This is a genomic window from Sphingomonas fuzhouensis (assembly GCF_034659795.1).
Classification (GTDB): Bacteria; Pseudomonadota; Alphaproteobacteria; order Sphingomonadales; family Sphingomonadaceae; genus Sphingomonas; species Sphingomonas fuzhouensis.
Genome location: NZ_JAXSQY010000002.1, coordinates 532829 through 545050, shown reverse-complemented (window position 1 = coordinate 545050; position 12222 = coordinate 532829). Strand labels below are relative to the sequence as shown.

At 64.6% G+C, this 12222-nt stretch carries 11 protein-coding genes and 1 tRNA gene; 6 read left to right on the top strand and 6 right to left on the bottom strand.

The window, feature by feature from the left end; genetic code table 11:
• Positions 1-5 precede the first annotated feature (5 nt).
• Together U1H82_RS06970 and U1H82_RS06965 are read left to right on the top strand one after the other, a co-directional pair.
• A tRNA-Arg gene (locus U1H82_RS06970) sits at positions 6-82 on the top strand.
• 129 nt (positions 83-211) lie between these two features.
• A complete protein-coding gene (locus U1H82_RS06965; RefSeq protein ID WP_322964193.1) occupies positions 212-2071 on the top strand; it encodes a methyl-accepting chemotaxis protein in 1860 nt (619 codons plus the stop codon).
• A gap of 142 nt (positions 2072-2213) precedes the next feature.
• Here the strand turns inward: U1H82_RS06965 and asd are convergent, their stop codons facing one another.
• Entirely contained in the window at positions 2214-3071 is an 858-nt protein-coding gene (gene asd / locus U1H82_RS06960) for an archaetidylserine decarboxylase (RefSeq protein WP_322964192.1), read from the bottom strand.
• A 38-nt stretch (positions 3072-3109) separates the two neighbouring features.
• Here asd and U1H82_RS06955 point away from each other — a divergent pair, with 38 nt between their 5' ends.
• Complete coding sequence (locus tag U1H82_RS06955) at positions 3110-4789, top strand: aminotransferase class III-fold pyridoxal phosphate-dependent enzyme (RefSeq protein ID WP_322964191.1); 1680 nt, start codon at positions 3110-3112, stop codon at positions 4787-4789.
• A gap of 139 nt (positions 4790-4928) precedes the next feature.
• Here the strand turns inward: U1H82_RS06955 and U1H82_RS06950 are convergent, their stop codons facing one another.
• Entirely contained in the window at positions 4929-5552 is a 624-nt protein-coding gene (locus U1H82_RS06950) for a hypothetical protein (protein WP_322964190.1), read from the bottom strand.
• The gene (locus tag U1H82_RS06945; protein ID WP_322964189.1) at positions 5549-6202 is read right to left on the bottom strand and encodes a class I SAM-dependent methyltransferase; all 654 of its coding nucleotides are present in this window, start codon (positions 6200-6202) and stop codon (positions 5549-5551) included. Before U1H82_RS06945 ends, U1H82_RS06950 begins: the two co-directional genes overlap by 4 nt.
• Before the next feature lie 551 nt (positions 6203-6753).
• Between U1H82_RS06945 and U1H82_RS06940 the strand changes: the two genes are divergently transcribed.
• A complete protein-coding gene (locus U1H82_RS06940; protein ID WP_322964188.1) occupies positions 6754-7014 on the top strand; it encodes a hypothetical protein in 261 nt (86 codons plus the stop codon).
• A gap of 23 nt (positions 7015-7037) precedes the next feature.
• Positions 7038-7289: a hypothetical protein gene (locus U1H82_RS06935; protein ID WP_322964187.1), complete on the top strand. Its 252-nt coding sequence runs from the start codon at positions 7038-7040 to the stop codon at positions 7287-7289.
• 48 nt (positions 7290-7337) lie between these two features.
• Here U1H82_RS06935 and U1H82_RS06930 read toward each other — a convergent pair whose 3' ends face one another.
• On the bottom strand, positions 7338-8489 hold the full coding sequence (locus U1H82_RS06930) for a GNAT family N-acetyltransferase (RefSeq protein ID WP_322964186.1): 1152 nt from the start codon (positions 8487-8489) through the stop codon (positions 7338-7340).
• A gap of 136 nt (positions 8490-8625) precedes the next feature.
• Here U1H82_RS06930 and U1H82_RS06925 point away from each other — a divergent pair, with 136 nt between their 5' ends.
• Entirely contained in the window at positions 8626-9720 is a 1095-nt protein-coding gene (locus U1H82_RS06925) for a fatty acid desaturase family protein (RefSeq protein ID WP_322964185.1), read from the top strand.
• 193 nt (positions 9721-9913) lie between these two features.
• Here the strand turns inward: U1H82_RS06925 and lptG are convergent, their stop codons facing one another.
• A complete protein-coding gene (lptG, locus tag U1H82_RS06920; RefSeq protein WP_322964184.1) occupies positions 9914-11011 on the bottom strand; it encodes an LPS export ABC transporter permease LptG in 1098 nt (365 codons plus the stop codon).
• The gene (gene lptF / locus U1H82_RS06915) at positions 11008-12207 is read right to left on the bottom strand and encodes an LPS export ABC transporter permease LptF (protein WP_322964183.1); all 1200 of its coding nucleotides are present in this window, start codon (positions 12205-12207) and stop codon (positions 11008-11010) included. Before lptF ends, lptG begins: the two co-directional genes overlap by 4 nt.
• Positions 12208-12222: the final 15 nt, after the last annotated feature.

Here is a 12222-nt window from a genome sequence, read left to right as displayed (position 1 = left end):
CATGGGGCCCCGTAGCTCAGCAGGATAGAGCATCAGATTCCTAATCTGAGGGCCACTGGTTCGAATCCAGTCGGGGTCACCATGCAAGGGCTCGCTCGCCCAATTTTGTTGCGATAGCGAAACGGGTTTTTCATATGTCAACTGAAAATCGCGTCAGACAACGCGATCTTAACCAGTCTCGCCCATAACCGTCCCATATTCGGGGTGGTGGATGATGAAGAACCTGAAGATCAGCAGCAAATTACTTGTGGCGTTCGGTATTCTGACCGCCGCTTTGCTTGTGACCATGGTCCTGTCGATCATGAGCCAGCAGCATCTGAACAGCGTGGCCGAGAATCTGGGCCGTAGCCGCCGGGACAAGCTCGTCGCGATTGCGGCGATCAACACGGCGACGTCGGATTATCGGGTCTATGAGGCTTCGGCCATTCTCTCGACCGAACCGGACCAGATCAGCGCCGCGCTGAAAGACGTGCAGGCGCGCACTGCGATGATCGCCAAGAATGATGCCTATCTTCAGAGTAACCTGACCGCCCCCAAGGCGATCGAGCAGTTCCGCATGTTCCGCGAGAATTGGGCTTCCTACATGGAGCGGTCGCGCAGGACGCTGGAGCTTTCGCGTCAGAACCTCAATGCAGAGGCGCTGGCCAGTTTCCGGGCCAGCAAGCGGGTGTTCGACACGGCGAATCGCGATGCGGTCGTCATGCAGGACATTCAGGTCGCGCTGATGGACAAGGAAATGACGGCCGCGACAGAGGATTATATCTGGTCGCGCAACGTGTCGATCGCGATCGCGGTGCTGGTGCTGGGCCTGACCGGGTTCCTGTTGATGACGCTGATCCGGGGGATCGCCAATCCGCTGGCCGCGATGACGACCGCGATGCGGCGGCTGGCGGCTGGCGACCTGAACACCCAGATCGAGGTCGATGCGCGCCGCGACGAAGTGGGTCAGCTGGCCGAGTCGATCATGGCGTTCCGCGACCAGCTCGCCGCCGCCGAGGCTGCCAAGGCCGAACAGACCCGGCTGATCGTCGACAGCGTGGGCAGCGGGCTCGATGCGCTGGCGCAGGGTGACCTGACTGCGCGGATCGACGCGGAACTGACCGGGCCGTTCGCAAAGCTGAAGGATGACTTCAACCATGCGATGGAGGCGGTGTCGACCACGCTGACGGCCGTGAACACCAGCGCACAGGGGATCAGCAACGGCGCCGCCGATATCCGCCAGGCGTCCGACGACCTGTCGCACCGGACCGAACAGCAGGCGGCCAGCCTGGAGGAAACCGCCGCCGCGATGCATGAGATCACGGAGACGGTTCGCGAAACGGCGGAAAATGCCAAGCGTGCCAATCAGGCCGTCACCGAGACCCGCACCGACGCCGACCAGTCGAGCGACGTGGTCCGCCGGGCCGTCGAGGCGATGCACGGCATCGAACGCTCGTCGAGCGAGATCAGCGAGATCATCGCGGTCATCGATGGCATCGCCTTCCAGACCAATCTCCTCGCGCTGAATGCGGGCGTCGAGGCGGCACGGGCCGGCGATGCGGGCAAAGGCTTTGCCGTCGTCGCGTCCGAAGTCCGCGCGCTCGCCCAGCGCTCGGCTGATGCGGCCAAGGACGTCAAGGAGCGGATCACCGCCTCGACCCAGCAGGTCGATGCCGGGGTGCAGCTGGTGGCGCAGGCGGGCAGCGCGCTGACCCGGATCACCGGGCGGATCGGCGAGATCAACGCGCTGGTCTCCGACATCGCCTCGGCCGCGGCGCAGCAGGCGACCGGCCTGCAACAGGTCAACACCGCCGTCGCCGAGATGGACGGGGTCACGCAGCAGAATGCCGCGATGGTCGAACAGGCCACCGCCGCCGCCCGCTCCTTGTCCGATGAAACCAGCAACATGACCCGCGAGGTCAACCGCTTCCGCCTGGCCGATCGCGCCGTCCCCGCTTACGCGGCCTCGCCCGTGCACCAGTTGCAGGCGCGTGTGGCGCAGGCCGGTCCCCGCATCGCCGCCGCCCCCCGCGTCGCCCGCGCCTCCAACGCCGCCGTGGCGATCGATGACGGGGATTGGTCGGAATTCTAAGGCTTTAGGCTCCTGATCCGCTTCCCCGGCAAGGGGAGGTGGCAGGGCGAAGGTCTGACGGATAGGGGTTGCCGGTGGTGAGGTGCGATCTGCCTCACCACCGGCGACACCCCTTCGCCATGTCCTGACGACGGCAATCGGATCACGACTGCCCGATCACCGTGCCTGCTCGGATCGCCTGTCCCTCGACCAGCGTCTCGGCCAGCCGCATCCCCTTGGGCAGGAACAGGATGATGGTCGAGCCATGTTCGAACCAGCCCATTTCCTCGCCCTTGCCGATCCGTGCCGAGCAGGCTCGGCGGCCGGGGCCGTGTTCGCGCAGGGTCCGTTCGGTGTCGAGGCAGTGAAGCCGGATGCTCGCCACCAATATCGCGGCGACCGGTACGATCAGCAGCGGCTGGCCCGATACCAGCGTCCGTGCCTCGATCACCGCGCGTTCGTTGCGGCAGAAGAGCCGCTCGACCCGCTTGAGCGCGATCGGATTCACGTTCCAGCAGTCGCCGGAAAGATAGGTCACGCCCTCCACCGCGATATCGGCGGGCGCGTGGAAACGATGGTACATGCCCGCCGTCAGCCGCAGCGTCACGAACGACCCGTCACGAAACCGCTCGACCAGACTGGGGTCGGGGATCAGGTCGCCGAGCCGATAGGGAAAGCCCTTCACCTGATAGAGCCGATCGTCCTCGATCCGGCCATGCGCACCGACCAGCGCGTCGCAGGGGGAGGCGATCGTGTCGGGATCGCTGTCAAAGGCGCGCGCGCCGTCACGCAGCGGCCGCACGAAGCCGTCGCGTAAGGATTTGAAGCGCGTGGTTCGCGCATCCGACAGGTCGACGCTTGCAAAGAATTTCCAAAGGCCCAGGCTGGGTTTCGCCACCAGCGGATGCTCGATCCGGGCGATCCGCCCGACCAGCTTGGTCGCGAACCGGCGGGGCAGGCGGTTGGTGACGAGGAAATTGATGTCCTCGTTCAGGAAGAACCGCATGATCGGTCCACGCATTGTCATGCCTCCGTCATGGGCACGCGGTCAAAGGCCGCATGAACCCGATTCTCACTGGCCTGCTGGCCGTATCCGCCGGTGCAATCGCCCTGTCGAAAGGGCATCGCCGCCTGACCCTGTCGCGCGCCAAGCATCCGGGGCTGGGCGGCCATGTCCGCATGGCCAAGCGCATCGCCGGGCAGATCCCGTTCTATAGCTATGGCGAGGATCGCTTCTTCCGCGTCGATGACGCGCCCGATGCGATTGCCGCGCAGCGCCGCGCCGGGTTCGAGCGCCTGGGCGCGCTGTTCGCCGAGCGGTATGCGCAGACACTGGCGCTGACCCGCGAGACGCGCTCCGGCCTGTCCGACCTGCAATTCACCGGTGCCTACCGCGTGCCGTTCCAGTTTCGCGAGAAGGTCCGGACCACGTTGGCGACCGGGGCGTTTTATGAGCGATCGGAGGGGCCGATCCTGGTCGATCTGGACGGCAATCGCCTGATCGACCTGACCGGCTCCTACGGCGTCAATCTGTTCGGCAACGACTTCTACAAACAGACCATGGCCGAGGGGGCGACGACCGTCGCCGATCTGGGCGGCGTGCTGGGCTCGTTTCATCCGGTGGTCGCCGACAATGTCCGCCGCCTGACCGCGCTGACGGGGATGGACGAGGTGTCCTTCCATATGTCGGGTACCGAGGCGGTGATGCAGGCGGTGCGGCTCGCCCGCTATCACACCCGCCGCCCGCGTTTGGTGCGCTTTGCCGGGGCCTATCATGGCTGGTGGGGCGAGGTTCAGCCCGGCATCGGCAATCCTGTCTCGGCCGACCGGACGCTGACCTTGGCCGACATGTCCGAGCGCACGCTGAAGGTGCTGGCGACCCGCAAAGACATTGCCTGCGTGCTCGTCAACCCGCTCCAGGCGATGCACCCCAATGGCTCGGCGCCCTCGGACGGTCAGCTGGTCGATGGCGGGCGCAAGGCTGGGGCGGACCTGGACGCCTATCGCAACTGGCTGCACCGGCTGGCCGAGACCTGCCGCGCGAACGGTATCGTCCTGATCTTCGACGAGGTGTTCATGGGCTTCCGCCTGGCGAAGGGCGGGATGCCGGACTATTTTGGGGTGAAGCCCGACCTCATCACCTATGGCAAGACGCTGGGCGGTGGGTTGCCGGTCGGCGTGCTGTGCGGGCCTGCGCATCTGATGAAGCGCTGGCGCGAGGATCGGCCCGTCGACATCTGCTTTGCGCGCGGGACCTTCAATTCGCACCCCATGGTGATGGGGGCGATGAACGCCTTTCTGCGGCGGCTGGAGACGCCCGAGGTTGCCGCACTCTATGACGGATTGGACGCGCGTTGGAATGCCCGTGCCGCGCTGTTCAATGCGCGGATGGCGGAGGCGGGGCTGCCTTTGTCGGTCGCGCATGTCCAGACGATCTGGACGATCCTCTACGCCGTCGCCTCGCCCTATAACTGGATGCTGCAATATTATCTCCGGGCGCAAGGACTGGCGTTGAGCTGGGTCGGGACCGGGCGGCTGATCTTCAGCCTCGACATCGACGACATCCTGTTCGCCGAGATTTGCGACCGCTTCGTTGCAGCGGGACAACAGATGCGTGACGATGGCTGGTGGTGGACGTCGCCGGACGCGCCGACGGACTTGAAGGCCGCGAACAAGGCGATCCGGCGGCGGATATTGAAGGAGTCGCTGGCGGTGCGGTTGGGGCGGGCCAAGCCTTAACCCCCCGTCCGTCATTGCGAGCGCAGCGAAGCAATCCAGGGTTGGGGTGCGACGCCCTGGATTGCTTCGCTGCGCTCGCAATGACGCAAAAGAGCGGCAGCCTTGCGACTACCGCTCCCTCAGTCGCCGAAAGCGGAAATTACGCCGCCTTCAAATCCTCGAAATCATCGACATCGTGATGATCCATCCGCTCCCCCTTCATCAGGCGGCGGGGTGCGCTCTTGTACATCTTGAAGTCGTTGAACGGGTCGGTGACGATCTTGGTCGCCCAGACCAGGCCGGTTTCCAGATCGCGCTTGGCCCAGAGCTGCATCACCCGCACGATGATCGCGCTGACGCCCAGGCCCAGCCAGCCGATGCCGACATGGCGCAGATAGCCCATGAAGCCGTCCGGATATTCCAGGCTGCCGAACAGCGTCGGCTGGACCAGCAGCACGACCGGGATCGCGGCCCAGATGCCCATCAGCACATATTTGCGCGCCAGATTATAGCCGACCTTGATCTCTTCCTTATGGTCATGCGTCGCCTTGTTCACATGGTCATAGCCCTTGGGCTCGAAGAAGAAATGCCCGGCCTGGCGGCTGGTCATCGCCACGCCCCAGGCGAGCAGGCTGGCGACCGCCGGGTCGATGAACAGCAGCACATAGGCGGTCAGGAAGGTGCAGGCGCTGACGAAGTGCAGGCTCTGATTGACCAGGCTGTGATGATAATAGCGGTGATCGTCCCACCGCTGTTCGGCGAGCTGCGCGCGAAAACCCGTCATTGGACTTGTCCTTGGAGGGAGGGCTGGCGCTTGGCGAAGCGGACCAGCGAGAAGTGGCCGAGCGGGGGCAGGGGGCGGCTTTCGACCAGTTCCACATCGCCGCGCGTCGCCGCCCAATCGGTATAGCGTTCGAACGGGAAGTCGGTGCGGAACCCCAGGCGGCTGGTGATCGGCATCAGCGTCTTTTCGATCCGGCCGCGCAGGCCCTCGCCCGCGCCGACGCGGGTCGTGATGACGATCTCGCCACCGGGGCGGCAGATGCGCGCGAACTCGTCCAGCGCGCGTTCCGGGTTGGGGACGGCGGTGATGACGTATTGTGCGACCACCACGTCGAAGCTGTTGTCGGCGAATTGCAGCGCTTCGGCATCGCCGTACGCGATCTGCTCGACATGGGAGAGCTTGCCGCGCTTCACCCGCTCCCGTGCCTTGTCCAGCATCGGCTCGGACAGGTCGACGCCGACGATGCGGTTGTTGCGCGAATATTGGGGGAGGGAGATGCCGGTGCCGACACCGACCTCGATGATCCGTCCACCGATCCGCTCGGCGGCGACGATGGCGGCGGAGCGGCCCTTTTTGAAGACGGGGCCGAAGACCAGATCGTAAACCGGCGACCAGCGATCATAGGCCTTGGTGACGCTGGCGGTACTCATCTGCGTTGCCATCGAAGGGGCATCCCGTTGAACGACGATGCGATCCCTGTTCGCAGCAGGCGGTGACAGTTTCGCGACAAATGTCATGATGGCTGCGAGATTTTCGCAATAGCGCAATGATTATGTCATCATCGCTGCATGAATATGTCGTATTCTGCGTTTATCCACCAATATGGAACTCATCGCCCTTATGGGTTTTCGGGGGCGATAACTATCGACCATATATAATGGTCGTGGCTTTGACTTGGTCGGCGCGCATTTAAACTTGATGGGATTCCCCGCAGCGGCGCTCCTGATTCGTCACGCTGCCGACCGATCATCCGCTGTGAATCAACCGTCCGTTGCTGGCACGGCACTTGGCGATGTCGACGCGCGGGCCTGTCCGAGGCATAGCGGATTTTGCTGACGGATTGGCGAGTGTCGCCATGGTTTGGCGCTCTTTACGATAGTGAAAATCTCTAAGTTATTGAAAATGCGTAAATCTACTGTGTGGCATGACTAATGCAGTAACTCACGTGCCGGGGTGATCCGGCATAAAGGGAGTTACCAACATGCTGCTGACATTGCTGATCGCATCGACCCTGTCCGCCGCTCCGGCCCGTGAGCCCGTCGAGCCGAACACGGTCACGCTGAACACCGTCGCCGTTGCAACCACCGGGGCTCGCCCCTCCGCCGTCCCGTCGAAGGCGACCCGTTACTGCGTCATCGACGCTATCACCGGCTCGCGCATTCGGATCAAGACCTGCCGCACCGCCGATGAATGGATCGCCATGGAAGGCGAACTCCCTACCGGCCGAATTGCACGTCGCTAAGCCCCGAAACGCGGAGACCCATCATGATGTTCGCCCTGCTCGCCGCCGCTGCCGCCCTGTCGGCGCTGTCCCCGCGCGAGAACACGGTCAAGCCCGCAGCGGCCCCCGTCGAAGCCGGAAGCCTGCCGACCCCCGCCGCCGAGGCCAAGCCGACCCGCTATTGTTTCCTGAACGTCCAGGAAGACCATATCATGCGCGGCAAGGTCTGTAAGACGCGCAAGCAATGGCTGTGGAACGGCGTCGATCCGCTCGACTATATCGGCCGCAAGAAATGAGGGGAAAGGGTGGGGGCCGCCCCTGTCGGGTGGCCCCGCCCGCCGCGATCAGTCCAGATCGCGGGCGTAGACGTTATAGGTCTTGTTGACGTCGCTCTTGATCGTCTCGGCGATCGACCGCATCCCCTGATTGTCGTCGAGAATCCAGCCGATCTCACCGCGCGACGCGCCATAGCGCTCGACCGAGGCGCGGCGGATATATTCGATCATCATGAAGGCCAATTGGCTGGCCATGCGCGACGACTGAAGCTCCTTGACCACGCCCATCAAGGGCACGCGCATCGTCCGCACCTTGGGCGCGCGCAGCCAGAGCAGCAGCTTGGCCCAGCCGAAGGGAAGCAGGCTGCCCTTGAGCGGCTTGATCGCCTCGTTGAGGTCGGGCAGCGTAATCATGAACGCCACCGGCTTGCCGTCCAGCTCGGCGATGCGGATCAGGTCGTTGAACACGATCGGCTTCAGCTTGACGCTGACATCCTTCACTTCGGGCGGGGTGAGGGGGATGAAGCCCCAATTGTCCGACCAGGCATCGTTCAGGATGTTCAGGATGATCGCGGCCTCTTCCTCGAACTTGGCCTTGTTCACCTCACGCACGCGGATGCGCTCGTTCTTCTCGCCCGACTTGATGATACGCTGGACGATCGGCGGAAATTCCTGCGTGATGTCCAGTTCATAGGTGAAGAGCTGCTTGATGACGCCGTACCCCGCGCCCTCGATCCAGCCCTGATATTCCGGCCGGGCATGGCCCATCATGATCGTCGGGTCCTGGTCGAAGCCCTGGACCAGCAGGCCGGGCTCTTCCCAGATCGATTGCGAGACCGGACCGATGGCGCGGTTCATGCCCTGCTCGCGCAGCCAGCCCTCGGCCGCCGACAGCAGCGCGCGGAACACATCCTGGTTCACCGCATCCATCAGGCCCCAAAAGCCGACGCCGGGTCCGAAACCCTGGTCCGGCGACATCTCCAGCGCCAGCGTGTCGAGATGCGCCGAGATGCGCCCGACGACCTTGCCATTCTTTTCCGCCAGGAACAGCTGCGCCTTGGCATGGCTGTACCAGCCATTCTTTTCGGGGGTGATGAGCCCCAGCGCCTCGCCCTTCAGCGGGGGAACCCAATGGGGATCATCGGCATAGAGCGAGAAGGGGAAGTCGACGAACGCCTTGCGATCGCGCTTCGACGAAATGGGGCGGATGGAGACGGTCATGGGCGATGCGGTCCGAACAAAAGATTTCACCTTCGTTCCTAACCATCTCGGTCGATCATAGCGAGTGAGGATTCCGTCATAGCCTTTGGTGGGAATGCCACCGTGTCGCCACTATGTGGGGGCAAAGGATAGAGTTATGGAATCGACGCTTTCTTTCGATCGGGCCCCGGCCACCAACGCAGCCGTGCCTACGCCCCGTGTCCCGATTGCGGACGACAAGGCGATGCTGCGTGCTGCGGCCGAGCTGACCCGCGATCTGATCGCGCCGCGCCCTGGCCTCTATTGGGCGGACATGGTGGGTAGCGCGCTGATCGGCTATGCCGGGCTGGCCGTGGCGGTGACCGCCGCGTCGACCGGCGTGATCGTCGCGGCCTCGGTCGTGGCGGTGCTGGCGCTGTACCGCGCGCTGCTGTTCATCCATGAAGTCAGCCATATGAAGCATTCGGCGCTGCCGCGTTTCCGCGAAGGGTGGAACGCGCTGGTCGGCGTGCCGTTGCTGACGCCCGCCTTCATGTATGAGGGGGTGCATAATCTGCACCACGCCAAGACGCGGTACGGCACGGCCGACGATCCCGAATATCTGCCGCTCGCGTTGATGAAGCCGTGGACGCTGCCGGTCTTCATCCTGGTGTCGGCGCTGGCGCCGCTGGGGCTGCTGATCCGGTTCGGGGTCCTGTCGCCCTTGTCATGGGTCGTGCCGGGGCTGCGCAAGATCGTGGTCGAGCGTTATTCGGCGCTGGCGATCAACCCGCATTTCCGCCGCCGCATGCCCGAGGGCGAGGCGCTGGTCCGCTTCAACCGGACCGATGCCGCCGCCTCGATCTGGGCGATCGCGCTGATCGCGATGCTGGCGACCGGGATCATTCCGGTGCGCGGTTTCGCGATCGGCTTCGCGATCGGCTCGGCGGTGGCGGTGTTGAACCAGGTCCGCACGCTCGTTGCCCATCTCTGGGAGAATGAAGGCGAGCAGATGACCGTGACCGCCCAGTATCTGGACTCGGTCAATGTGCCGCCGCCCGCCCTGCTGCCGGGTCTGTGGGCGCCGGTCGGCCTGCGCTATCACGCGCTCCATCACCTGTTGCCGTCGCTGCCCTATCACGCGCTGGGCGAGGCGCATCGCCGGATCAGCGCGGCGCTGACCCCGGATTCGCCCTATCACAAGGCGAGCTACAAGGGACTGCCGGGGCTGGTGACGAAGATCGGCCTGAGCACGATCCGTCGGGGCAAGTGAGGGGCTCGCGCACTGGGATTGGCGGGTTCGCCTGAATCTGAAATCCGTCATTGCGAGCGTAGCGAAGCAATCCAGAGCCATATCAGGACGCACTGAATTGCTTCGCTACGCTCGCAATGACGACGTGGATTGCATGGTCCGTTCGATCTGAGCGATTTCGCTCCATGCAAACGGGGATGTGGTAGGCTGAGCCTCACTCCTCCGTCCGGAACAGCACCGCTTCCCCGATCAGGAAGAACAGCAGGATCGGGGCCCAGGCGGCGAGGAAGGGGGGGTAGGCCCCCAGATCGCCCATCGCCATCGAGAAATTGTCCGCCACGAAATAGGCGAAGCCCAGCGCCATGCCGACCACCGCGCGGACGAACAGCTTGCCCGAGCGCGCGATCCCGAAGGCCGCGACCGCGCCCAGCAGCGGCATCAGCATGGCCGACATCGGCGCCGACAGCTTGTGCCAGAGCGATCCCTCCAGCGACTTGGTGGGCCGCCCGGCTTCGCGCAGGTCGGTGATCGCGCTCGCCAGGGCACCGAAGGACAGATTGTCGGCATTCACGCTGGCCAGCGTCAGCTGATCGGGGGTGACGCCGCGCCCGATCATCATCGAAGGCGCGGTGGTCAGCTTGCCCGACTGCACCTCGAAGCGCGTCACCGGGCCGATCCGCCAGCCATCGCCCGCGCGCACGCCGCGCGGGGCATGGACGATCGAGCGCAGGCTGCCGCCCGACCGATCATAGAGCGTCACGCCGCCCAACTGCGTCTTCGTACCCCGCCCCTGGATCAGGTCGACCGAGATCAGGTCATCGCCGTCGCGCACCCACACATTGGAGCGGTCGCCGCTGTCGATCGGCAGGGGACCGTACTGCACCTTCTGCCACGCGCTGAGCGTCGCGCTGGCGCGGGGTACGATCCGGTCGTTGAACACGAAGCTGAACGCCGCGACGCCCGCGCTGGCGATCAGCAGGGGGGCGAGCACCTGATGCGCCGACATGCCCGCCGCCTTCAGGGCGATGACCTCCGAATTCTGGTTCATCGTGAAGAAGGTCAGGATGGTGCCGAGCAGCACCGAGAAGGGCAGCAGGAACGAGATGATCTGCGGCGCGCGCAGCGAGACATAGCGCCACACCTGTTCCTGCCCGTTGCCGGGCGCGGCCAGCACCGCGCCGGACTCGCTCAGCACGTCGAGCGTCTGGAGCACCAACGCCACCGCGAACAGGATGGCGAAGGTGCGCACCAGGAACATCTTCGCCATGTAGATGGCGATCGTCTTGGACGGGAAGATATTGGACAGGCTCATGCCGTATACGCCTTTTTGCGGCGGCGGCCGGGCAACCAGCGGCCGATCGCCTTGGCGAGCTTGGCCACTCCGCGCTCCAGCGCGCCGATCGGCTGGCCGCCGGGCACATAGGCGGTGACGTAATACATCCAGAGAACCAGCCCCGCGAACACCGTGAATGGCCCCCATAGCGCGAGGATCGGATTCACCCGTCCCAAGGCGCCGATATCGGCGGCATACTGGTTCACCTTGAAATAGGTGACGAGCATCACGATCGACAGGAACACGCCCAGCGCGGAGGTCGATCGCTTCGGCGGGATGCCCAGCGACACCGCAAGCAGCGGCAACAGGAACATCGTCACCACCTCGACCACGCGGAAGTGGAATTCGGAACGACTGCCTGCGCGTGCCTCGGCACTGGGGGCGTCCTGGCCCAGCTTGGCGAGTTCGGGCAGGGTGAACTCCAGGTCGCGGCCGCCGCGCTGGCGGAAATTGTCGAACTTGGGCAGGTCGATCGGCAGGTCGTGGCTGGAGAAGGTCAGCACGCGCGGCGCCTTGAAGTCGGGCCGGTTGTGGATCAGCGTGCCGTTGGTCAGGCGGAAGATGATGACGTTGGGATCGTCGGTCGCCAGGAAGCGTCCGCGCTCCGCGGTGACGCCGATCCAGTCGCCCTTCGCGGTCTGGGCATGGACGAAGATGCCCGAAAGGTCGCGGCCATTGTCGCGGCTTTCCTCGATGCGCAGGGTCATGCGGTCGCCCAGATGGGTGAACTCACCGACCTTGATCGAGGCGCCCAGCGCACCGGTGCGCAGTTCGTAGCGCAAGCCCTCGTAATAATAGCGCGCGATCGGCTGGACATAGCCGACGATCGCCAGGTTCAGCGCGGCGAGGACGATCGCGTACATATAGGGCACGCGCAGCAGCCGGGTATAGCTCATGCCCACACCGCGCATCACGTCCAGCTCGGACGAGGTGGCGAGACGCCGGAAGGCGAGCAGGATGCCCAGCATCAGCCCGATCGGAATGCCCAGCCCCAGATATTCGGGCAGCAGATTGGCGAGCATCCGCCACACCACGCTGATCGGCCCGCCCTCGGTCGCGACGAATTCGAACAGGCGGCGGATGCGATCGAGCACCAGCAGCATCGCCGAGATGAGCAGCGTCGCGAACAGCGGCAACGCGATCAACCGGGCCATGTAGCGATCGATTGATTTCATGCGGGGCACTTCATG

What these genes read in the sequence shown, in the direction of transcription:
- U1H82_RS06965 (WP_322964193.1), top strand. Translation starts at nt 212, where the DNA reads ATGATGAAGAACCTGAAGATCAGCAGCAAATTACTTGTGGCGTTCGGT.
- asd (WP_322964192.1), bottom strand. Translation starts at nt 3,071, where the DNA reads ATGCGTGGACCGATCATGCGGTTCTTCCTGAACGAGGACATCAATTTC.
- U1H82_RS06955 (WP_322964191.1), top strand. Translation starts at nt 3,110, where the DNA reads ATGAACCCGATTCTCACTGGCCTGCTGGCCGTATCCGCCGGTGCAATC.
- U1H82_RS06950 (WP_322964190.1), bottom strand. Translation starts at nt 5,552, where the DNA reads ATGACGGGTTTTCGCGCGCAGCTCGCCGAACAGCGGTGGGACGATCAC.
- U1H82_RS06945 (WP_322964189.1), bottom strand. Translation starts at nt 6,202, where the DNA reads ATGAGTACCGCCAGCGTCACCAAGGCCTATGATCGCTGGTCGCCGGTT.
- U1H82_RS06940 (WP_322964188.1), top strand. Translation starts at nt 6,754, where the DNA reads ATGCTGCTGACATTGCTGATCGCATCGACCCTGTCCGCCGCTCCGGCC.
- U1H82_RS06935 (WP_322964187.1), top strand. Translation starts at nt 7,038, where the DNA reads ATGATGTTCGCCCTGCTCGCCGCCGCTGCCGCCCTGTCGGCGCTGTCC.
- U1H82_RS06930 (WP_322964186.1), bottom strand. Translation starts at nt 8,489, where the DNA reads ATGACCGTCTCCATCCGCCCCATTTCGTCGAAGCGCGATCGCAAGGCG.
- U1H82_RS06925 (WP_322964185.1), top strand. Translation starts at nt 8,626, where the DNA reads ATGGAATCGACGCTTTCTTTCGATCGGGCCCCGGCCACCAACGCAGCC.
- lptG (WP_322964184.1), bottom strand. Translation starts at nt 11,011, where the DNA reads ATGAGCCTGTCCAATATCTTCCCGTCCAAGACGATCGCCATCTACATG.
- lptF (WP_322964183.1), bottom strand. Translation starts at nt 12,207, where the DNA reads ATGAAATCAATCGATCGCTACATGGCCCGGTTGATCGCGTTGCCGCTG.